The sequence below is a fragment of the Phaeobacter sp. JH20_29 genome, assembly GCF_048056175.1.
Classification (GTDB): Bacteria; Pseudomonadota; Alphaproteobacteria; order Rhodobacterales; family Rhodobacteraceae; genus Phaeobacter; species Phaeobacter bryozoorum.
In genome coordinates this window covers 108,837-128,642 of sequence record NZ_JAYMWO010000022.1, presented here as the reverse complement: position 1 = coordinate 128,642, position 19,806 = coordinate 108,837, and the positions used below count along the sequence as shown (strand labels likewise).

The 19,806-nt window shown below is 63.7% G+C and carries 20 protein-coding genes; 8 read left to right on the top strand and 12 right to left on the bottom strand.

The window, feature by feature from the left end:
- Positions 1 to 162: 162 nt before the first annotated feature.
- Both VWZ85_RS20085 and VWZ85_RS20080 read left to right on the top strand, forming a co-directional pair.
- Positions 163 to 480, top strand: a complete 318-nt coding sequence (locus tag VWZ85_RS20085; protein WP_008207990.1) for a DUF6280 family protein — start codon at positions 163 to 165, stop codon at positions 478 to 480.
- A gap of 187 nt (positions 481 to 667) precedes the next feature.
- Positions 668 to 2,128 carry a cobyric acid synthase gene (locus VWZ85_RS20080; protein WP_340546152.1) on the top strand — a complete coding sequence of 487 codons (1,461 nt, stop codon included), beginning with the start codon at positions 668 to 670 and terminating at the stop codon, positions 2,126 to 2,128.
- Positions 2,129 to 2,190: 62 nt separating this feature from the next.
- On the opposite strand, the gene VWZ85_RS20075 is transcribed toward VWZ85_RS20080, so the two are convergent.
- The 5 genes from VWZ85_RS20075 to VWZ85_RS20055 form a co-directional block, all read right to left on the bottom strand.
- On the bottom strand, positions 2,191 to 3,531 hold the full coding sequence (locus VWZ85_RS20075) for a hypothetical protein (RefSeq protein ID WP_416589475.1): 1,341 nt from the start codon (positions 3,529 to 3,531) through the stop codon (positions 2,191 to 2,193).
- A gap of 129 nt (positions 3,532 to 3,660) precedes the next feature.
- The gene (locus tag VWZ85_RS20070; protein WP_340546154.1) at positions 3,661 to 5,079 is read right to left on the bottom strand and encodes a TolC family outer membrane protein; all 1,419 of its coding nucleotides are present in this window, start codon (positions 5,077 to 5,079) and stop codon (positions 3,661 to 3,663) included.
- Between the two features lie 139 nt (positions 5,080 to 5,218).
- Positions 5,219 to 5,872, bottom strand: a complete 654-nt coding sequence (locus VWZ85_RS20065; protein ID WP_416589474.1) for a protein-L-isoaspartate O-methyltransferase family protein — start codon at positions 5,870 to 5,872, stop codon at positions 5,219 to 5,221.
- 105 nt (positions 5,873 to 5,977) lie between these two features.
- Complete coding sequence (locus tag VWZ85_RS20060; protein WP_416539103.1) at positions 5,978 to 6,493, bottom strand: PhnA domain-containing protein; 516 nt, start codon at positions 6,491 to 6,493, stop codon at positions 5,978 to 5,980.
- Positions 6,494 to 6,760: 267 nt separating this feature from the next.
- Entirely contained in the window at positions 6,761 to 7,072 is a 312-nt protein-coding gene (locus VWZ85_RS20055; RefSeq protein WP_416589473.1) for a TraR/DksA family transcriptional regulator, read from the bottom strand.
- A gap of 244 nt (positions 7,073 to 7,316) precedes the next feature.
- On the opposite strand from VWZ85_RS20055, the gene VWZ85_RS20050 reads away from it, so the two are divergent.
- Entirely contained in the window at positions 7,317 to 7,466 is a 150-nt protein-coding gene (locus tag VWZ85_RS20050; protein ID WP_340546158.1) for an entericidin A/B family lipoprotein, read from the top strand.
- A 68-nt stretch (positions 7,467 to 7,534) separates the two neighbouring features.
- Here VWZ85_RS20050 and VWZ85_RS20045 read toward each other — a convergent pair whose 3' ends face one another.
- A complete protein-coding gene (locus tag VWZ85_RS20045; protein WP_416546470.1) occupies positions 7,535 to 7,774 on the bottom strand; it encodes a hypothetical protein in 240 nt (79 codons plus the stop codon).
- A 126-nt stretch (positions 7,775 to 7,900) separates the two neighbouring features.
- Between VWZ85_RS20045 and VWZ85_RS20040 the strand changes: the two genes are divergently transcribed.
- Positions 7,901 to 8,983, top strand: coding sequence for an FRG domain-containing protein (locus tag VWZ85_RS20040; RefSeq protein ID WP_416589472.1), 1,083 nt, complete (start codon positions 7,901 to 7,903; stop codon positions 8,981 to 8,983).
- A gap of 269 nt (positions 8,984 to 9,252) precedes the next feature.
- Here VWZ85_RS20040 and lepA read toward each other — a convergent pair whose 3' ends face one another.
- Complete coding sequence (gene lepA / locus VWZ85_RS20035; RefSeq protein WP_416539107.1) at positions 9,253 to 11,067, bottom strand: translation elongation factor 4; 1,815 nt, start codon at positions 11,065 to 11,067, stop codon at positions 9,253 to 9,255.
- Positions 11,068 to 11,885: 818 nt separating this feature from the next.
- Between lepA and VWZ85_RS20030 the strand changes: the two genes are divergently transcribed.
- The 3 genes from VWZ85_RS20030 to VWZ85_RS20020 all read left to right on the top strand — a co-directional run bounded on the left by VWZ85_RS20030 (position 11,886) and on the right by VWZ85_RS20020 (position 13,832).
- Entirely contained in the window at positions 11,886 to 12,068 is a 183-nt protein-coding gene (locus tag VWZ85_RS20030; protein ID WP_027246833.1) for a hypothetical protein, read from the top strand.
- Between the two features lie 297 nt (positions 12,069 to 12,365).
- The gene (locus VWZ85_RS20025) at positions 12,366 to 12,677 is read left to right on the top strand and encodes a hypothetical protein (RefSeq protein ID WP_340546163.1); all 312 of its coding nucleotides are present in this window, start codon (positions 12,366 to 12,368) and stop codon (positions 12,675 to 12,677) included.
- 189 nt (positions 12,678 to 12,866) lie between these two features.
- Positions 12,867 to 13,832 carry a LysR family transcriptional regulator gene (locus VWZ85_RS20020; protein WP_416535035.1) on the top strand — a complete coding sequence of 322 codons (966 nt, stop codon included), beginning with the start codon at positions 12,867 to 12,869 and terminating at the stop codon, positions 13,830 to 13,832.
- A 7-nt stretch (positions 13,833 to 13,839) separates the two neighbouring features.
- On the opposite strand, the gene VWZ85_RS20015 is transcribed toward VWZ85_RS20020, so the two are convergent.
- The 5 genes from VWZ85_RS20015 to meaB form a co-directional block, all read right to left on the bottom strand.
- Complete coding sequence (locus VWZ85_RS20015) at positions 13,840 to 14,280, bottom strand: low molecular weight protein-tyrosine-phosphatase (RefSeq protein ID WP_416535034.1); 441 nt, start codon at positions 14,278 to 14,280, stop codon at positions 13,840 to 13,842.
- Positions 14,281 to 14,428: 148 nt separating this feature from the next.
- Positions 14,429 to 14,899, bottom strand: coding sequence for a copper chaperone PCu(A)C (locus VWZ85_RS20010; RefSeq protein ID WP_416541274.1), 471 nt, complete (start codon positions 14,897 to 14,899; stop codon positions 14,429 to 14,431).
- A gap of 53 nt (positions 14,900 to 14,952) precedes the next feature.
- Positions 14,953 to 15,309: a DUF2946 family protein gene (locus tag VWZ85_RS20005; protein WP_340546167.1), complete on the bottom strand. Its 357-nt coding sequence runs from the start codon at positions 15,307 to 15,309 to the stop codon at positions 14,953 to 14,955.
- A 178-nt stretch (positions 15,310 to 15,487) separates the two neighbouring features.
- Positions 15,488 to 15,778 carry a 50S ribosomal protein L28 gene (gene rpmB / locus VWZ85_RS20000; RefSeq protein ID WP_260088093.1) on the bottom strand — a complete coding sequence of 97 codons (291 nt, stop codon included), beginning with the start codon at positions 15,776 to 15,778 and terminating at the stop codon, positions 15,488 to 15,490.
- Between the two features lie 296 nt (positions 15,779 to 16,074).
- Positions 16,075 to 17,112 (bottom strand): methylmalonyl Co-A mutase-associated GTPase MeaB, encoded by a 1,038-nt coding sequence (gene meaB / locus VWZ85_RS19995; RefSeq protein WP_416589471.1) that lies wholly within the window; start codon positions 17,110 to 17,112, stop codon positions 16,075 to 16,077.
- 139 nt (positions 17,113 to 17,251) lie between these two features.
- On the opposite strand from meaB, the gene hrpB reads away from it, so the two are divergent.
- The gene (hrpB, locus tag VWZ85_RS19990) at positions 17,252 to 19,756 is read left to right on the top strand and encodes an ATP-dependent helicase HrpB (RefSeq protein WP_416589470.1); all 2,505 of its coding nucleotides are present in this window, start codon (positions 17,252 to 17,254) and stop codon (positions 19,754 to 19,756) included.
- Positions 19,757 to 19,806: the final 50 nt, after the last annotated feature.

Sequence of the window (19,806 nt, the reverse complement as noted above, 5' to 3'; positions counted from 1 at the left end):
AGGGAGTCGGCTGGCAAGACAACGATATGTCGTGTGAGGGACCGGGGAGCCATGCAAATTGCGCATAAAAGATATGCGTATGAAGGCTATCCGAATCGTCACAATTCCGCCATAAGGAGCGCTACGCCGAAATTGCAATAGCAAGAACAAAAAGGAAGCACGATGCGAGATTTCGTTGACGGCACCGCATATAACAACGAGCAAGGCAACCGGGCACGCAAGCTGTTTGCGGCGGTGGTATTGGCTGCGCTGGACGATGCGATTGCTGATGACAAGAAATACGGTAACGGCCCCGAGCAGATCGCTCGGTGGGCACGGTCGCGCGACGGGCGCGAAGTGCTGAGCTGTGCAGGCATCGACCCGAACGAACGTGTGGTCGGCGGCCTGATGGAATTTGTGGGCCGGGGTGTCCGTACCTCTGTTGCACTGTCGCGCGAAGAGAGCGAACGCCGCAACGCGGCACAGGCCGAAGCGGCCTGATCAGACCTGCCAGTCTGACGGACAGTTAACCGTCAAAGAAAAGCGCGTCCTGGGGGGCGCGTTTTTTCTTTTGGCGATGGCGGTTTCATGGCGAAATCGGCCGCTCGCCGGGCTTTTCATGGCCCGAAAAATCCGCCATGGCTGACAGGTGACAGATCACACCAGCAACAGCGGGAAAGAGGCGGCCATGACAGCACGGGCCATCATGATCCAAGGCACCGGCAGCAATGTCGGCAAATCAATGATTGTCGCGGGGCTGGCGCGTGCCTTTGTGCGCCGGGGCCTGTCAGTGGCGCCATTCAAACCGCAGAACATGTCCAACAATGCCGCGGTCACCCCCGAGGGCGGTGAGATCGGCCGCGCGCAGGCGTTGCAGGCACGGGCCGCGATGCGCCCGCCTCATACCGATATGAACCCCGTGCTGCTGAAACCGGAGACGGAGACCGGCGCGCAGGTGATCGTACAGGGCAAGCGGCGCGGCACCCAGGCGGCAGGCTCCTTCATGCGCGACAAGACCGGCCTGCTGGAGGCCGCCTTGGAGAGCTTTCGCAGGTTGGCGGCGGATGTCGATCTGGTCCTGATCGAGGGCGCCGGATCCCCGGCGGAGACCAACCTGCGCCGGGGTGATATCGCCAATATGGGATTTGCCTGCGCGGCGGATGTGCCGGTGGTGCTGGTGGGCGACATTCACCGGGGCGGCGTGATTGCACAGATCGTCGGCACCCATACGGTGCTGGAGCCGCAGGATCTGGCGCGGATCAAGGGCTTTGCCGTCAACCGGTTCCGCGGCGACCGCAGCCTGTTTGATGCCGGTCGCGATGATATCGCCGCACGCACCGGCTGGCCGTCGCTGGGGGTGATCCCCTGGTTCTGGGAGGCCTGGAAACTGCCGGCCGAGGACATGATGGACATCGCCTCGCACCGGGGGGGCGCCTGCAAGATCGTGGTGCCGCAGCTGGAGCGGATGGCGAATTTCGACGACCTCGACCCGCTGGCAGCAGAGCCCAATGTCACGGTTGAGATCGTGCCCGCCGGGCGCGCCCTGCCCGGCGACGCGGATCTGGTTCTGATCCCCGGCAGCAAATCCACCATTGGCGATCTCACCTATCTGCGGGCGCAGGGCTGGGACATTGATATCCTGGCGCATTACCGGCGCGGCGGCCATGTGATGGGGCTCTGCGGCGGCTACCAGATGCTGGGGCAGACAATTGATGATCCTGATGGTGTCGATGGCCGACCGGGCAAGGTGGCCGGGCTGGGCCTGCTGGATGTGCATACCGTGATGGCGGGCGAAAAGCGGGTGACGCTGACCGAAGCGGTGACCCGCGACGGCAATCTGCCAGTCAGCGGTTACGAGATCCACATGGGCCGCACCGATGGCGCGGATTGCGCCCGCGCCTGGCTCAGCATTGAGGGCCGTCTGGAAGGGGCCGTATCGCCGGATGGGCGCGTGCGTGGCTCATATCTGCATGGTCTGTTCAGCTCGGATGCGTTCCGGGCGTCGGTCCTATCTGGTCTGGGGCATGAGAGCGTTGCAGGCTATGACGACGGAGTCGAGGCCACGCTGGATGCGCTGGCGGCCCATCTGGAGGACTGCATGGATCTGGACGCGCTGCTGGCGCTGGCCGAACCGGTCCGGGGCGCATAGGCGCGATGAGCGCAGCTATGGTGTCGCCAGAGACGCGCGCCAGTGGATCGGTTGGGATCTGATCAGAGCAGGTTCTGGGCCGACAGGGCGCGGTGGATCTCGCGGCGCACCAGTTTGCGGACGTTGCGGGTGATCCGCTCACCCAGGGCGCCCTGCAACTCCTCGCGGACGATTTCAGAGACCAGCTCGCGCAGGGCCTGTTCATCCAGAATGCCCTCGTCGGCGCTGAACCCCGCCAGCGCCTCCAGCGCGGTGTCGGTGACAGCGGTTTCGGCCAGATCGCGGTGATCGACGGGGGGACTGTCAGGGGCCTGCGCCGCAACTGCGCCCTCCGTGACCTCCTCCGTGATCTCTTCCGGGTCTTCGCTGACGGGCGTCTCCTGCGCCTCGCGGTGCGAGCTATCAGCCTCTATCCCCGTCTCCGGTTCTGCGATCTGATTCTCCTCCGGGGTCTCGGCCTGCGGTGCCGAAGCGGCCAGCTGAACCTCCTCAGCGGCCTCCGCGTCACTGTCCTGATCCTCCCAGGCGAGGGTCTCCAGATCGCTGCCGGCATAGGGCGTATCGCGGGAGCCATCCGGCTCCCAGAGCACGGGGCGGGCTGAGTTTGCAGCCTCCATCTCGGCCAGTTTCTGCACCACGGCGCCCACCTTCGGGTTCAGCTGGGCATGTGGTTTCACCACAACCGCTGGCGCCTCTGTCTCGGGCCGGCGTTCGGGTGCGTGTTCGGGCCTGTGCTCAGGTGCGTGGCCGGTGGTGGCGGCCGCCTGATAGAGCGTGGCAGAGGGGTCGGTCCAGGGCGCGTCGGCGCTGCGCGCAGCAGCAGCCGGTTGCGGCGCGGGCTTGGCCGCATCAGCGGCAGCCTTGGCGGCATCAGCGGCGGTTGCGGCGGCGATACCGTTGAAAAACGCCAGATCCTCATGGCCGGGATCATTGTCATGCAGCGCCAGCCCCTGCGCGATACGGTCCTGCGGCTCATCCCAGAACTCAATCGCATCAACGGCCATCAGCGCCTCGAAACGCGCCTTGCCGGATGTCGCGGCATCAGAGGCCTGCTGCGAAACCGGTGCGGTGTCCGCGTCCTTGGCATCCTGGGTGATCGGCCTGTCAGCCACGAATGTATCGGCAATCGGCGTATCGGCGATGGGCGCAAGCTTGCTCTCGGGGACGCGCAGGGCCGGTGTCAGAACCAACCGTGTTACCGGCTGGCTGCTGTTGGCGGTGTCCGTTTTCGGCTGCACGCCCGTGTTGCGGTGGATCCGCTGCGGCTGGGCGATCTGGGCGGCCAATGCCACCTCGCCCCCCTTGCCAAGCCGGGGATCAGCCGTGCGGCTGTCCTCGCTCACCAGACGGCGGATCGATGACAGGACGTCTTCAATTTCAGCTTGGGTAACCGGTTCGGACATTTTTGCTTATCACTCTCGCCTCTTGAGGCTGAGTGTAGCGATCTGTCCCGGTTCAGACAACCGTGTGAATTAAGCGGTTTTTAAGGAGGCCCGCCGCTGCGGACCTCCGGTCGAGCGCTCTGCGAGGTCTCAGTTCTTGCCCAGAGCGCGCATCACACGGTCCAGATCCTTGCTGCGCTGGCTGACATGGGCCGGCGCATCCTTGACCAGATTGTAGTAGAGCGTCGGATCGTAGATTTCGACAGCCAGACCAAGGTGTTCTGCGGTCAGAAGCCCCTGCGCCTGCAACAGCGCATAGGCCGCCAGCACCTGATTGGCGCGGGACTGCACGCGGTCGGTCTGGGCGTTCAGCAGCTCCTGCTCGGCTTCGAGCACGTCGAGCGTGGTTCGCGCGCCCAGCGTTGCCTCCTCGCGGACACCGTCAAAGGCGACCCGCGCGGCGCGGACGCGCTCATTCGAGGACACCAGGCTGGCGCGCGCGGTTTCCAGCGCCACAAAGGCCGCCGATACATCCTGTGTCACGCCGCGCTGGGTGGTGATCAGGGCACCGCGTTCGGCCTGAAGACGGGCAATGCTGGCACGGCGCGCCGAGGCCAGAGAGCCGCCGGAATAGAGCCGCTGTGACAGCGTCACGCTGGCGCCGGAGGTGTCGCGCGTCCCCGGCCCGCTGGCGTCAGAGGCATGGGTGGCATTGGCTCGCAATGTGACCGATGGCCCGAGGTTGCGGGTGTTGCTCTGCGAGGCGTAATCCGCAGCCTTTACCGCGTGTTGCTGCGACAGCAGGCTGGGGTGATTGCGCATCGCGATGGCTTCTGCCGATTGCAGCGAGGCCACGCGCTGCGGCAGCGGCGGCTGGCCGGCAATCGTCCCCGGCGCATTGCCAACAGCCTGAACATAGGTCGCACGGGCATTGCGCAGGTCGCCCTGGCTTTCGATCAGGCTGGCCTGCGCGCCGGCCACGCGGCTTTCGGCCAGAGCCACATCGGTCCGGGTGACTTCGCCCACTTCAAAGCGGTCATTGGCGGCGCGCAGTTCCTCGCGCAGCAGCCGCAGGTTGTTGCTGCGCAGCGCCACGGTCTCCTGTTGCAGCAGCACGTTCACATAGGCCTGGACGGCGGCAAAAAGCACCTGCTGTTCAACGTCGAGCAAGGCCTGCCGCGTCGCCAGAACGGTCTCCTGCGCGGCGAGCTGGCTGAGCCGGGAGACCCCGTTGTCAAACAGCAGCCAGCTGACATCAATACCGGTAGACAGGGTCGAATCATGGTTGGAGCTGGCAATGGTGCCGTTGCCATTGCGCACATACTGACGCTCTGCCCGGGCAACCCAGTCGACCACCGGACGCAGGCGCGCTACAGCGGCGGCAACGTTTTCGTCCTGCGCGCGCAGCAGAGCGCGGTTCTGTTCCAGCAGGCCGCTGGTCTTGTAGGCGCCGATCATCGCATCCGAGAGATTGTCGGCAGCAGCCTGTTTCGGAGCACCCAGCAGCAGTGCCGCGCTTCCTGCGAAGACGAAGGCCTTAACCAGGTTTGCCGTCAGTTTATTGCGCATCTTAAGCCTCTTGTGATCCGGCCTACCGACGCGGCAGTGCCGTTCTGCTCTCTCTGGCGCACAGGGGTCTCAGGCGCCGATCTGTCACGATCCGCCCGGACCAAGGTCAGCGCGGATCACCTGTGAACTCTCTGACGGATCAGAGAGCGAATTCTTCAACAGCCGCAAAACCGGGCAGCACTGGGGCACCCGCATTAAAGGCCAGACGCCAGGAGATCTGGCCGCCGGTCTTATAGCCGACTTTGACCTCTCCCAGCGGACCGGACATGAAGATTGCTGCCATCCGGCCGCTATCCTTCAGCTGATCCAGCAGCGCCTCCGGCAGGGTTTCCACCCCCCCCTCGACGATCATGACATCATAGGGGCCGTGTTCTGCGGCGCCCTCGACCAGCGCACCGGTGTGCACGATCGCATTGTCGGCGCCAACGGCCGACAGCTGGCCCTGCGCTTCGCTCGCCAGGGTCTCGTCTTCCTCGACGCCGATCACCATCTGCGCCACCCGCGCGATCACCGCGGTGGAATAGCCCAGACCGCAGGCCACATCGAGCACCAGCTCATCCGGCTGCACGTCAACCGCATCCAGGATCTTGCCCAGGGTGCGCGGCTCCAGCAGCACCCGACCGGGTCCGATATCCAGATTGCCATCGGCATAAGCCGCCTCGCGCTGCGCATCGGCAACAAAGGCTTCGCGCGGCACGGCCAGCATGGCTTCGATGATCGGGAACTTGGTGACATCCGACGGGCGGATCTGCGTGTCGACCATCATGCGGCGACGTTCGGCAAAGTCAGTCATATGCTAAACTCATCTGTTCAGTCAGTTGCTGTGGTTGTGCCACATCCGGGACAGGGCGGCAACGGGCGGGCGCGCATTTCTGCTGCGTTGTGGCGGGTGAGACGCCTATTTCTTTTTCACGAATTTGGTCAGGATGACGATGCGCTGCCCCTCGACCCGGCCTTCGATATGTTCGGGGTTGTCGGCAACAAGGGAGATATTGCGTACGGCGGTGCCACGTTTGGCGGTAAAGCCTGCGCCCTTCACCGGCAGATCCTTGATCAGCACCACGCTGTCGCCATGGGCCAGCGGCGCGCCATTGCTGTCGCGGTGGGCGCCGGGCTGAGGTGCCGCATCGACCCAGGCGCGCGTGTCCTCGTCAAGCCAGAGCTGATCGGAGAGATCCCGCGCCCAGTCCTGATCCGACAACCGCGCCAGCAGACGGGCCGCCAGCACCTGAACCGCAGGCGTTTCTGACCACATCGCCGAGGACAGGCAGCGCATATGTGCGGGATCCGGATCGCCCGTCACCTGCGCAGCGCAGGTCTGGCAGATGGCAACCTCGTCCAGCTGGCCCTCGGGGGCGCCAGCGACCTCATGGGTGACAAGCGGCGTTTCGGCGGCGCATAGGGCGCAGGACATCGGCAAAGCTCCTTCAGGACAGGGTTGCCCCTGCTTTAGGCGAGCGGACCGACAAAGAAAACCGCGAAAGAAAAGCGCCCGCGTGGAGGCGCGGGCGAGTTGGGATGCAGCACGGAGACCTGCTGCGGGTCCACAGGGGAACGGGGGTACTCGTAAACGCAAACTTGCGGAGGCGGGGGAATGCGGGCTCGGTTGGAGGTACCCGGCCTGCATTTCCGGCCTGCATCTCCGGCCTGTATCGCCGGCCTGTATCGCCGACGCTGGCGGCTAGCCTGCGCAGGAGGTGCAGAACGGCGTGGTCGGATGCTCGCGCAGGTGGCTGTCGGTGATGCGATCACCACAGATCTGGCAGTAGCCATAGGAGCCTTCGTCAAGCCGGGCCAGAGCGCAGTCGATATCCCGGCGCAGTTCCAGCCATTTGCGGCTGAGCAGCGCCTCCGACGGCTGCGCGACTGCCGGGCTGGCGCGGCGCGGCGTCATCGGTACGACGTTGCCCGCGGCATCCGCGAAAGCGGCGCCAACGGCAGGCAGGCCATTGCGAAGATGTGTCAGTATGTCTTTCTGAGCGGCGTGGTTCATTGAGAAATCCTCCCCGGATCGGTGACAGGTTGTGCTGACGAAAATTGATCGACCCGACTCAACCTATGCGGTTTTGACCGAAAGTGGTACTCACCGGATATGGGGGATGGGGTCGGCGCGGGCGACGGGCGGCCGGGGCGGCGGCGGTCGTGAAAATGCCGCCGATATATCGCCCCGCAAACCACTGGAACGCGCGCCGCGCGCTTGCTATCTGTTGGGCAAGATCGACCACGGGAGACATGCGATGATCCGAACCGCCCTGACCGCCCTCGCCCTGACGGGCGCGCTGTTTGGCCTGACCGCCTGCGAAACCACCAAAGGCGCCGGCCGCGACATTTCCAAAGCCGGCCAAGCCATCAGCGGCGCCGCACAGGACGTGCAGAACAGCTTCTGACGACGGGATGCGAAAGATGTGGAAACGCCCGGTTTGCCGCCGGGCGTTTTTGTTTGCTCTGCGGGGCCTCAGATGCCGAGCATCGCCTTGGCCTCGGCCAGGGTCTGAACCGAGGCGTCATGGTCGCCCGCGTCATGCAGGCTCTGCCCCTCGTCGCGCAGTTCCTGAACGGTTGCCAGATCCGCCTCCGACAGTTCGGTGCCAGCCGCCAGAGCCGCGTCGATGGCGGCAATGTCGGCGGGGCATTGTCCGGCCAGAAGCGGCGACGCCAGGAGGGTGATCGCGGCGGCCAAAGTCAGGTGTTTCATGGTGTTCTCCTCCCCAGATGAACGGGGTGTAGGATACCACGGAACGGGTGCGTTTTCAGCGGGTTGGTGCACAGAGGCTGCGGATGGGCGGAGAGTGGCGCACAAAGGTTTAGAGGGGAGCGGCGGTTGGCCGACAGCGTAGGGCAAGCCTGCCTGCATAATAGACATTGCCTGACATCAGATCAGCACGCGGAGGGCAGCGCCCGGCCCGGCGGGGTGGGAAGCGAAGCGCCCGCCCCGTGGGGGGCGGGACGGGCGCTGCCCGGCCTGCGGCCGGGCGGTGAGTCTGAATTTCTCTATGGACCTTTACAGTTTCATGGTGGAGCGTTTCCCCGTAATACAGTCAAAGCGAATCTCTCGATGGACATTGAAAGCCTTTCTGACTTTTTTGACGCGGTGAAAAAGGAACTATCCGAGCACAGTGGTCGGCAAGTCTTCTTTCGCGGTCATTCCAAGACTGATTACAAACTCGAGCCTTCCGTATTTCGGACGAAGAACTGGCGGGAAAGCGAACACCTTATGCTTCGTCAGATGCTTGCCGAGAACCCAAAGGACTTCGAAGGCGATAATTCAACTTTCGATAAGCTTGTTAGAGCACAACACTACGGTCTGCCAACTCGCCTATTAGACATCTCTACAAACCCTTTCGTTGCGTTGTATTTTGCTTGTTGTTCAAACAACTCTCACGATGGCAAAGTTCTGGTCATTAGTTCCTCTAAGCAGAGGCACAAGTATTTTGACAGTGACACAGTTAGCTTACTCTCAAACTTAGCGTTCTTGAAAAGATCTGAAAAAGATGAGCTACTCAGCTACGCCAAGTCCAACGTGCCCGAGAGAGCCATACAATCAGAGCGCGTCAAGCTTTATGAAAAATGTCCTTCACTGGATAAGTTGCTCCAAACCATTAGGGCTGAGAAAAATTTCTTTCGCTCACAAGCCGATCCCTTCGATCTTGCGTATGTCGTCTCAGTCACGCCAAGAAAGACACACGAACGAATAAAGGCCCAGGAAGGACAGTTCTTGCTCTTCGGCATGAATGAGAGCGACCAGGGAACCCATCTAGAGAACTTAAAAATAACGGAAATCGATATTTCTGAGTTTTATAAAAACATCTTGTTATCCGAGCTTGCACAGTTCGGGGTTTCCGAGAAGACGCTATTTCCTGAGATCGAAAAATCAGCGATACAAATTCGGCAACGATACAGCTAATCTGTAGGAGCGAAGGCGATCTACTCACAACACTAACTGCTTCTCTAAAATTCCCCAGAAGACAGCGCCTGCCCGTGGGGGCGGATCGGGCGCTGCCCGGCCTCTCGGCCGGGCGGGACTTTGGATGGGCCAGAAACAGAAAACGGGGCCGAAGCCCCGTGTTGAAACCGTTTGAATAGGTCTCGTTTCCGCCGCAGAACGCCGGGGTGCGGGCACGCAATTGGCTGCGCCAACCGCTTTCGCCCGCGCGCCCTCGGAAATGGTCAGCTTCAGCTGTCCATTTTGAGGGCGGAAATAAACGCCTCCTGGGGAATATCCACCTTGCCGAACTGGCGCATCTTCTTCTTGCCCGCTTTCTGCTTGTCCAGGAGCTTGCGCTTCCGGGTGGCGTCGCCGCCGTAGCATTTGGCGGTCACGTCCTTGCGCAGCGCCGAGAGGGTCTCGCGCGCGATCACCTTGCCGCCGATGGCGGCCTGGATCGGGATCTTGAACATGTGGCGCGGGATCAGGTCCTTGAGCTTTTCGCACATGGCGCGGCCCCGCAACTCGGCGCGGTCGCGGTGCACCATCATCGACAGCGCATCCACCGGCTCATCGTTGACCAGCACCGACATCTTGACCAGATTGTCCTCGCGGTAGCCGGTCATCTGGTAGTCGAAGGAGGCATAGCCCTTGGTCACCGATTTCAACCGGTCGTAAAAGTCGAACACCACCTCGTTGAGCGGCAGGTCATAGACCACCATGGCGCGGGAACCGGCGTAGGTCAGGTCTTCCTGAATGCCGCGACGGTCCTGGCAGAGCTTCAGCACATCGCCGAGGTATTCATCGGGCACCAGAATGGTCGCCTTGATGCGCGGCTCCTCAAGGTGGTCGACCTTGGACATATCGGGCATGTCGGCGGGGTTGTGCAGCTCGATCATCTCGCCCTCAACGCCTTCCTTGCCCTTCATATAGACATGGTAGACCACGGAGGGCGCGGTGGTGATCAGCTCGATATTATATTCGCGTTCGATCCGGTCGCGGATCACCTCAAGGTGCAACAGACCAAGGAAGCCGCAGCGGAAGCCAAAGCCGAGGGCCGCGGAGGTTTCCATTTCAAAGGAGAAGGACGCGTCATTCAGCGCCAGCTTGTCGATGGCGTCGCGCAGGTCTTCGAACTCGGAGGAATCCACCGGGAAGAGACCGCAGAACACCACGGGCTGTGCCGGTTTGAAGCCCGGCAGGGCGACCTCGGTGCCGTTGCGGTCATTGGTGATGGTGTCGCCGACGCGGGTGTCGCGCACCTGTTTGATGGACGCGGTGAGGAAGCCGATCTCGCCTGGTTCCAGCTGGTCCACCACCTGCATGGCCGGGCGGAACACGCCGATGCGGTCGACGTGATGCAGGGTGTTGTTCGACATGAACTTCACCCGCATGCCCTTTTTCAGCACGCCGTCCATGATGCGGACCAGAACGATCACACCGAGATAGGCGTCATACCAGCTGTCCACCAGCATCGCCTTCAGCGGCGCGTCGCGGGTTCCGGTTGGCGCGGGGAGTTTCTTCACGATGGCTTCGAGCGTCTCGCGGATGCCCTGCCCTGTCTTGGCGGAAACCCGGATCGCCTCGGAGGCGTCGATGCCGATCACATCCTCGATCTGTTCGGCGACGCGGTCACAGTCAGAGGCCGGCAGGTCGATCTTGTTCAGGACCGGCACGATTTCATGGTCGGCGTCCAGCGCGTGATAGACATTGGCCAGCGTCTGCGCCTCGACCCCTTGCGAGCTGTCGACCACCAGAAGCGAGCCTTCGACCGCGCGCATGGAACGGGAGACCTCATAGGCGAAATCGACGTGACCGGGGGTGTCGATCAGGTTCAGGACATAGGTCTCGCCATCATCGGCCTTGTAGTCGATGCGGACGGTGTTGGCCTTGATGGTGATGCCGCGCTCGCGCTCGATATCCATGGAGTCGAGCAGCTGCTCCTTCATATCGCGGTCCTCAACCGTTCCGGTCTCCTGAATGAGCCGGTCAGCGAGGGTGGATTTGCCATGGTCGATATGGGCGACGATGGAGAAATTGCGGATGTGAGCGAGGTCTGTCATGCAAGGGGATATGATTTGGTTTTAGGGTTTGGTCAAGGTGGATTGGAGGGTAGATTTGGACGATCATTTTTATCGCGTAGAGTTCCCTAAAGTGATCCGCAAGTTGGGCTAGGTCTCTTCCAGAAGCAGAAAGATCCTTTTGGGCCGCCATGTGCTGCGAAATCTGGGCTTACGGATGGCGGAATTCTCCGAGGGTTCTCCTGAACCTGACACCGATCTGCTGCGTATTCTGCGAGTTCTTCAGGGGTCCCAGCTCCCATCTTCGGAAGCAACTGAACTGTTCTCTGCTCCGTATACGCCCAATGATAGGCCAGAGGAAATTTCCCTAACAAAACGGAAGTCCCATACAGTGGCTTCGGTTCGCTTCTTTGGAGGCGGATCGTCACTTCACTTCCGGCAACCTGAAGGGCATCACAGCACGTTTACCAACGAGATGTCAGAATTGTTGCATTTGGCTGACCGAATTTTTTCGAGAGAAGTCAGAGACACTACCAAATCTACCAGTTTGAGCACCAAGCGCATCGTTGATGAGCGGAGCAACTCGCTGGCTTGGTAGGTGGTGGTGCAATTGCGGCAGGGGTCAATTTTGGCCCCAAGTTGCTTGAACTCGTAAAAATTGGCCTGCGCCTGCTCGGTGTTCTCTGAACAGGCCCCCGCCCAGTCCCAAGGCCAAACCGCGCCTGCCCTCCCCACACCGCCAAAACGCCGCAAATTCGTCTGGCCTCCTGCGGGCGCGTCGAAAATACGCTATACTGTGGCCATTCCGCGAGACGCGCGCCCCCGCTGCGGGGGATCCCACTGCTCAGGAGGACACCGAAATGGATGCCATCAGAACTGCCGAATATGCCCGAGCGCTCTATTCAGCGCATGGGGACAAGGCCGAGGCCGAAGTGGCGCAGAAAATGCGGCGTTGTCAGGAGGCTGGCAAAACCGCCGAGGCCGAGGACTGGAAGTCGGTCCGCCAGATGATCCTGTCCCTGCGCGGGCCAAATCAGTCCTGACCTGCGCCCGCTGGCCGCTCGGTCGAACAGCTGCCCGAACGGGGAGCCGGACTATCGGACAGGGCCGCATCGCCATAGCAGATCACCAGAGGGGTCGGCGCCCGATGGGCGCGGCGGCGGCTGGGCTGTGCCCGGGCCGCGGCGGAGGCCCTCTCGCCCGTTGGCGGGTTTCCGCCGAGGGCTAACCAGCTGTTTACCTAGATTGAAAGCCTCCGCCGCTTGCGTCATAGTCCCGGCACACGCGGGCATCAGACCCGTTCAGATCAGAGCACTTGCAGATTTCTAGGGACAATGAAGATGAAGCTACTGCTGACTGCCACGCTATGCGCTGTGATGATCACCGGTGCGATGCCTGCCCCCGTCGACGCCGGCGCCATCGAGAAGGCCTGCCGCCAGTCCAACCGCGCCGCAGCCTCGCCGTCACTCTGCCGCTGCATTCAGTCGGTGGCCAATGCCAGCCTCAACCGCAGCGAACGCAAGACCGTGTCGAAATGGTTCAGCGATCCGCATCAGGCCCAGGTCGTGCGCCAGTCGAGCCGCAGCTCGGACGAGCGGCTGTGGAAACGGTACAAATCCTTCGGTGAAAACGCAGCCCGGGTCTGTAGCTGATCCGCTGCGGCGGGGTGGGTTCATCACGTCCAACCCGGCGCCCGGATGACACCGGATGGCATCGGATAAGACGCCCCGCAGGCAGAGGCTATCACGGACCGCAGCTGAGCAGACGATGCGCATCGCCCCTCCCCTTTCCCATCGACGGGACGCAGAACGGCGCCCGCACCATCAGGCAGGACCGCAGATATGTTGATGAAAGGGGTGACGCTGCGCGGGCTTGAGGTGTTCGAAGCGCTGGCCAAGACCGGGTCGGTGGCACAGACGGCCGCGCTCACCGGGCTGAGCCAGCCTGCGGTCAGCCAGCAGCTGCGCAATCTGGAAAGCGCGCTGGGGGCGGAGCTGGTCAACCACGGCCGCCGTCCGATGGTGCTGACCCCGGCCGGGCGCAATTTCCTGGCGCGGACGGAGGCGGTGCTGACCGAGCTGCGTCTGGCGCAGAGCGAATTGAGCGTGGTTGACCTCAACCACCTGTCGACGCTGTCCATCGGTCTGATTGATGATTTCGACAATGATCTGACCCCGCGTCTGGCCACCACACTGGCCGAGAGCCTGGTCAACTGCCGTTTCAAGATGATCACCGCAGGCAGCCACGACATTCTGGACGCACTGGATGCGCGCGAGCTGCATATTGCCGTGGCGGCCACCTCAGGCGCGCTGCGCGAGGGGATCACCGAATACCCCTTGGTGCGCGATCCCTTCATGCTGGTGGCGCCGCGCGGGATGCTGCGCAAACCGGAGGCGGAGATGGATATCCTCAGCGCCCTGCCGTTTCTGCGCTATGAGAGCAGCCAGCTGATTTCGCAGCAGATCGAGGCCCATCTGGCGCGCCAGAAGCTGCTGTTTGAGGAACGGTTCGAAATCGGCTCGCATCTGTCGCTGATGGCGCTGGTGGCGCGGCGGATCGGCTGGGCGATCACCACGCCGCTGGGCTATATGCGGGCTGGCCGGTTCCATGATGAGATCGAGGCCTTTCCGCTGCCCTTTGGGGCGTTTTCGCGGCGAATTTCGCTGTTTTCCAGTGCCGATTGGGCCGACCGGGTGCCGCGCGACGTGGCGCAGACGATGCGGCGGCTGGTGCAGGGCCATATGATTGACCCTGCGGTGCACCGCCTGCCCTGGCTGGCCGGTGAGCTGAAGGTGCTGGAGGACTGAACCCGCCTTAGCGCAATGTTCTGGCCAGCCCGGCTGCGGCGGCTTCGATCAGATCGAGGCATCCGTCAAAGTCGCGGGTGTAATAGGGATCCGGCACGTGATCGGCGCCATGATCCGGGGCGTAATCGGTGAACAGCCTGACCGGCGTCGTGGCTCCCTCGGGGCGCAGCGCTTCGATATCGGCGAGATTGTCGCCATCCATTGCGATGATCAGATCAAAGCGGGCGAAATCCTGTGGTGTGAACTGACGCGCGCGCAGATCCGACAGATCAATCCCCCGCGCCCCGGCTGCGGCCTGCATGGCGCCATAGGGCGGCGCGCCCACATGGTAGCCTGCGGTGCCGGCGCTGTCGGTCCCGACCTGCGGGCAGAGCAGTCGAAACACGCCTTCGGCGGCGGGGGAGCGGCAGATATTGCCAAGACAGACAAAGAGAATGTTCTGCGTCACGGATGCGGCCCTTGCTGGATGCGCCGCGATTTGGCGCGAGGGGAGAGGCCCATGGTAACGCGCCCGCAGAAAAAGAAAATGGCCAGCCCAAGCGGCGGTCTGCGCGGGCTGGCCAAAAAAGGGCTGTGGTTTCAGATCAGACGGGCGATCAATGCGAGTGTTTCATCGCACCGTGATCTGCCTTGCGCTCCAGATCGACGGGCACGGTCACGGTGACCTCACCGGCCTTTTCGAACACGAGGGTAAGATCGACCGTATCGCCATGCTCCAGCGGTCTGGTCAGCCCCATCAGCATCACATGATCGCCGCCACGTTGCAGCATATGGGTGGCACCGGCAGCAACGGCAAAGCCCTCCTCGACGTGCAGCATCTGCATGACGCCGTTTTCGCCTTCCTTATGGGTGTGCAGCTGCACCAGCTTTGCGGCGTCGCTGTGGGCTGCGATCAGGCGGTCGTCGCTGTCGGAGGCGTTTTCGATCATCATAAAGGCAGCGCCGCTCTTGGCGGCTTTGGAGGAGACGCGGGCATAGCTGTCTGTCACGGTGATGTCGGCGGCAAAGGCGGCACCGGCAAAACAGATGGCAGCGACGCTGGCGGCAAAAGTGGTCTTGAAGGTCATTGGTCGTGATCCTTGATACGTAGGCTTTGGAATTCGGGTCTGGTGGAGCGCGCTCAGACCGCGCGCAGAGGCACCAGTTCCGGTGGACCACGGGCCCAGGCCGCCAGCCGCACCATGGGCAGGATCGCGGCGGATTCGCCCAGATCGCGCGTCAGCTGTCGCGGCAGGGTACTCTGCGCCGGAAGCGGCAGCGACAGCGCAAGATCGGCGGTGAAGGTCAGGCATTCGGGGCAGTCCATCGGCGGCGAGACCGGCTGGCCGTCGCTGTCGATATAGACCATCACCGGCCCGGTGCCGGTACAGATCACCATCTGCCCCGTAGCATCGCGCATACCCGCCTGCGCGCTGACGCCGGTGACGGCCATCAAAGCGATCAGGGCCAGAGCCAGATATGAACGCAGCAAGGTCATTGTGCCGCGAGATATGCGCCCGCGACCGCGCCGCTGCAAGCCGAAAAAGGGACGCAGGCAAAGCAGGCGAGACCGGCCAGCAGGCACACCAGTGGCACACATGAAAACGCCGCGCATGAGGGTCATGCACGGCGTTTCGAAATCTTGTCCCTGCCCGCTGCGGGGCCGGGTCTGGCGATCAGGCCTCGGCGGCTTGTGCCTTGGCGATCTCTTTCTTGACCTTCAGCGCTGCGGTGGACAGCTCTTCGTCCTTGGCTTTGGCCAGGAATGCGTCCAGACCACCACGGTGATCAACGGTGCGCAGAGCAGCCGCGGAGATGCGCAGCTTGATACCACGACCCAGAGTCTCGGACTGGAGGGTCACGTCGTTCAGGTTCGGCAGAAAGCGACGTTTGGTTTTGTTGTTGGCGTGGCTGACATTGTTGCCAGTCATCGGGCCTTTTCCGGTCAGTTCGCAACGGCGCGACATAGGTTCATCCTTCGTATCTGGGGCGCCCGTGGATCATTGTTCGAATCGAGCACCAAATTACAAGGGGCGCGGCCATTGGCTGCGCCCGAAAACTGGTTGGATGCGTTTAGGAGGAATCGCGTGCAGGGTCAAGCCATATGAAACGGATTTATGGGACAACCCGTGCACAACCTCCCAGCGGGCTGTTTCAGCACCCAAGGTCTGCGCCCTCATAGCCTGTCTGAGGCGCGGACTCCAGCGTTTATCACAGCATCTGCGCCTGCCGCAGTATCCACTCCCGGCAGCCGGTGCGGACCTCAACCGACGCCCAGCCCGGCCAGCAGATCCCGGGCCGCCGCCGCCGGCGTGATCTGCCCTGCCGCCACATCTTCGGAGAGTTCGGCCATGCGGCTCCGCGCCCAGGGGGTTTCCAGCCGTGCCAGCAGCGCCTGACGCACATCCTCGCCAAACCAGTAGCGGGCCTGTTCGGCGCGGCGGCGCTGCCAGTGGCCATTGGCGCGACGCCAGTCGGCCAGCGCCTGCATGTCGTCCCATGCGGTCTCCAGCCCGTCCCTTGTCGCGGCAGAGACCATCAGCGCCTTGGGGAAGCCATCGGGATCCTGCGGACGTTTGCGCAGCAGGCGCAGCGCCCCGGCATAATCGGCGCAGGTGCGGGTGGCGGCCGGTTTCAGATCGCCGTCGGCCTTGTTCACCAGAATGATGTCGGCCATTTCCATGATACCGCGTTTGACGCCCTGCAATTCGTCGCCCCCCGCCGGCGCAAGCAGCAAGAGAAACAGATCGGACATTTCCGAAACCACGGTTTCTGACTGCCCGACCCCGACGGTTTCGATCAGCACCACGTCAAAGCCCGCCGCCTCGCACAGCGCCACCGCTTCGCGCGAGCGGCGCCCAACGCCGCCCAGATGGGTCTGGCTTGGCGAGGGGCGGATAAAGGCGTTTTTTTCGCGGCTGAGATGTTCCATCCGGGTCTTGTCGCCCAGAATCGATCCGCCCGAACGGGTCGAGCTGGGATCAACCGCAAGCACCGCGACCCGCAGGCCTGCCGCGATCAGCATCATGCCGAAGCTTTCGATGAAGGTGGATTTCCCCACCCCCGGCGTGCCGGACAGGCCGATGCGCAGAGCCTGACGGTTTTCGCGGGCCAGACTGTCCAGCAGGCGGGTGGTGGCCTCGCGGTGGTCGGCGCGCCCGCTTTCCACCAGCGTGATCGCTCGGGCCAGGGCGCGGCGTTCGCCATTCAGGATCCGCGCGACCAGATCGTCGATATCCAGCGGCCCCCTGCGGTCTGCCGTTGTGCCGCCTGTTCCACCGGAATTGCCTGCTGCTGCCATGGTGGCCCTCTCCCCGCTCCTAGGTTTGGGCATTGATGGCGCAGCCGGGCGGCGCTTGTCCAGTGAACATCCGTCGCAGGAGGACAAAGCCGCTGCGCTCGGCGCTGGACCACGCCCGCGCCATTGGCGATAAGGCGGCATGACCAGATTGCCCATTGATGACGCCCTGCCCGAGTTGATCGCTGCCCTGCGCCGCCAGTCGCGTGCCGTGTTGCAGGCGCCACCGGGCGCGGGCAAGACCACGCGGGTGCCGCTGGCGATGCTGGAAGAGCAGCTCTGCGAGGGGCGGATCATCATGCTGGAGCCGCGCAGGCTGGCAGCGCGGGCCGCGGCGGAACGTATGGCCGACACGCTGGGCCAGCCGGTCGGCGCAACCGTCGGCTACCGGATCCGCGGCGAGGCCAAAGTCAGCGCCGAGACCCGGATCGAAGTGGTGACCGAGGGGATCCTGACCCGGATGCTGCAATCGGACCCTGATCTGCCCGGTATCGGCGCGGTGATCTTTGACGAATTCCACGAACGGTCGCTCAATGCCGATTTTGGTCTGGCGCTCTGTCTGGAGGTGGCCGGAGCGCTGCGCGACGATCTGATCCTGCTGGCGATGTCTGCCACATTGGATGCCGCACCCGTCGCGGAACTGATGGCGGCGCCGCTGATCACCTCCGAGGGGCGCAGCTATCCGGTTGAGACCCGCTGGCTGGACACCCCCCTGCCCGCCGACAGCCGCAGCGGAGGCGGTCCGAGGCGGCTGGATGCGCTGGTGGATCTGGTGCTGCGCGCCGAGGCGGAGACACGCCCGCCCGGATCCGGCGGCAAAGGCGGGTCCGAGGCCAAGGGTGGCGGCATTCTGGTGTTCCTCCCCGGCGAGGGCGAGATCCGCAAGGCCGCTGCCGCGCTGGCGAACCGGCTGCCGGGAGATTGCGTGGTGCGTCCGCTATATGGCGCGCTCCCCTTTGCCGAGCAGCGCGCGGCGATCCAGCCGGATCCTGTGGCGCGCAAAATCGTGCTCGCGACCTCGATCGCGGAAACCTCGCTCACCATTCAGGACATTCGCGTGGTGGTGGACATGGGGCTGGCGCGGCGCAGCCGGTTCGACCCCGGTTCCGGCATGTCGCGACTGGTGACCGAACGGGTGACCCGTGCCGAGGCTACCCAGCGGCAGGGCCGTGCGGGCCGTGTTGCAGCTGGTGTTGGGTATCGGTTGTGGACCAAGGGCGAGGATGGCGCGCTGGCCGCGTTTCCGCCGCCGGAGATTCAGGCCGCCGACCTTACCGCGCTGGCGTTGGAACTGGCGCTCTGGGGGGCGGATCCGGGCGATCTCCCGTTTCTGACGCCACCGCCAGATGGCGCCCTGCAGGAGGCGCGCGCCTTGTTGCGGATGCTCGGGGCGCTGGACGACGAGGGGCGGATCACCCCCCATGGCAAGGCGCTGGCCCGGCTGCCGCTGCACCCGCGCCTGGGGCATATGCTGGCGCGCTTTGGCGCTGATGCGGCACCGCTGGCGGCGCTGCTGGCGGAACGCGACCCGTTGCGCGGCGCGCCGGTGGATCTGGCGCTGCGGCTGGAGGCCCTGAGGGATGCCAAGGGGTTTCAGCGTCGCCGGAACTATCAGCTGAACCTCCCGACGCTGGAACGCGTAAAGGGCGAGACCAAGCGGCTGGCCCGGCAGGCGCGCAGTGGGGCATCCTCTGCGTCGGCAAGCGCTGCGGTGATGGCCGCCACCGCCTACCCCGACCGGATCGGCCAGCGCCGCAAGGGCGATGCGCCGCGCTACGTGCTGTCCGGTGGCAAGGGCGCGGTGTTGCCGCCCGAGGACAGTCTGGCGGCGACGCCGTTTCTGGTGGGCCTCGACAGCGATGGCAACCCGCGTGAGGCGCGGCTGCGGCTGGCCGCACCGATCACCCTGTCGGAGCTGCGCGCCGAATTTGCCGATCAGATCAAACCGCAGCTGACCTGCGCCTGGTCCAAACGCGACCGCCGGGTGGTGGCGCGTCGTCAGCAGTGTCTGGGCGCCATCGTGCTGGAGGATCACATCTGGAAGGATGTTCCGGCGGAGGCTGTGGCGACGGCGATGCTGGACGGCGTGCGCGAACTGGGCCTGCGGCTCAGCGGTGCGACGGCGCGGTTCGTGGCGCGGGTGCGATTGTTGCAGGCCGATGGCGAGGATCTGCCGGATTTCAGCGAAGAGGCTTTGCTGGCGACGCTGGAGGATTGGCTGCTGCCGATGCTGGACGGGGTGCGCAGCGCCGAGGACTGGAAACGCTTTGACCTGCTGCCTGCGCTGCGCGCGGCGCTCAGCTGGGAGCAGACGCAGAGGCTGGACCAGCTGGCGCCGCCGCATTTCACCACGCCGCTGGGGCGTCGGGTGCCGATTGATTATGCCGAGGAGATCCCGGAAATCTCCGTGCGCCTGCAAGAGATGTTCGGGGTCACCCACCACCCTACCGTGGGTGGCGTGGCGCTGAAGGTCTCGCTGCTGTCACCGGCGCAGCGGCCGATCCAGATCACCCGCGATCTGCCCGGTTTCTGGTCCGGCTCTTATGCCGATGTGCGCAAGGATATGCGCGCCCAATACCCCAAACACCCCTGGCCCGAGGACCCCACGCAGGCGGACCCGACCCTGCGCGCGAAACCCCGGAAATAGCCAAAACTGATGCCGGAACGCGTGATTTCCCCGCGAATTCACGGAATTTT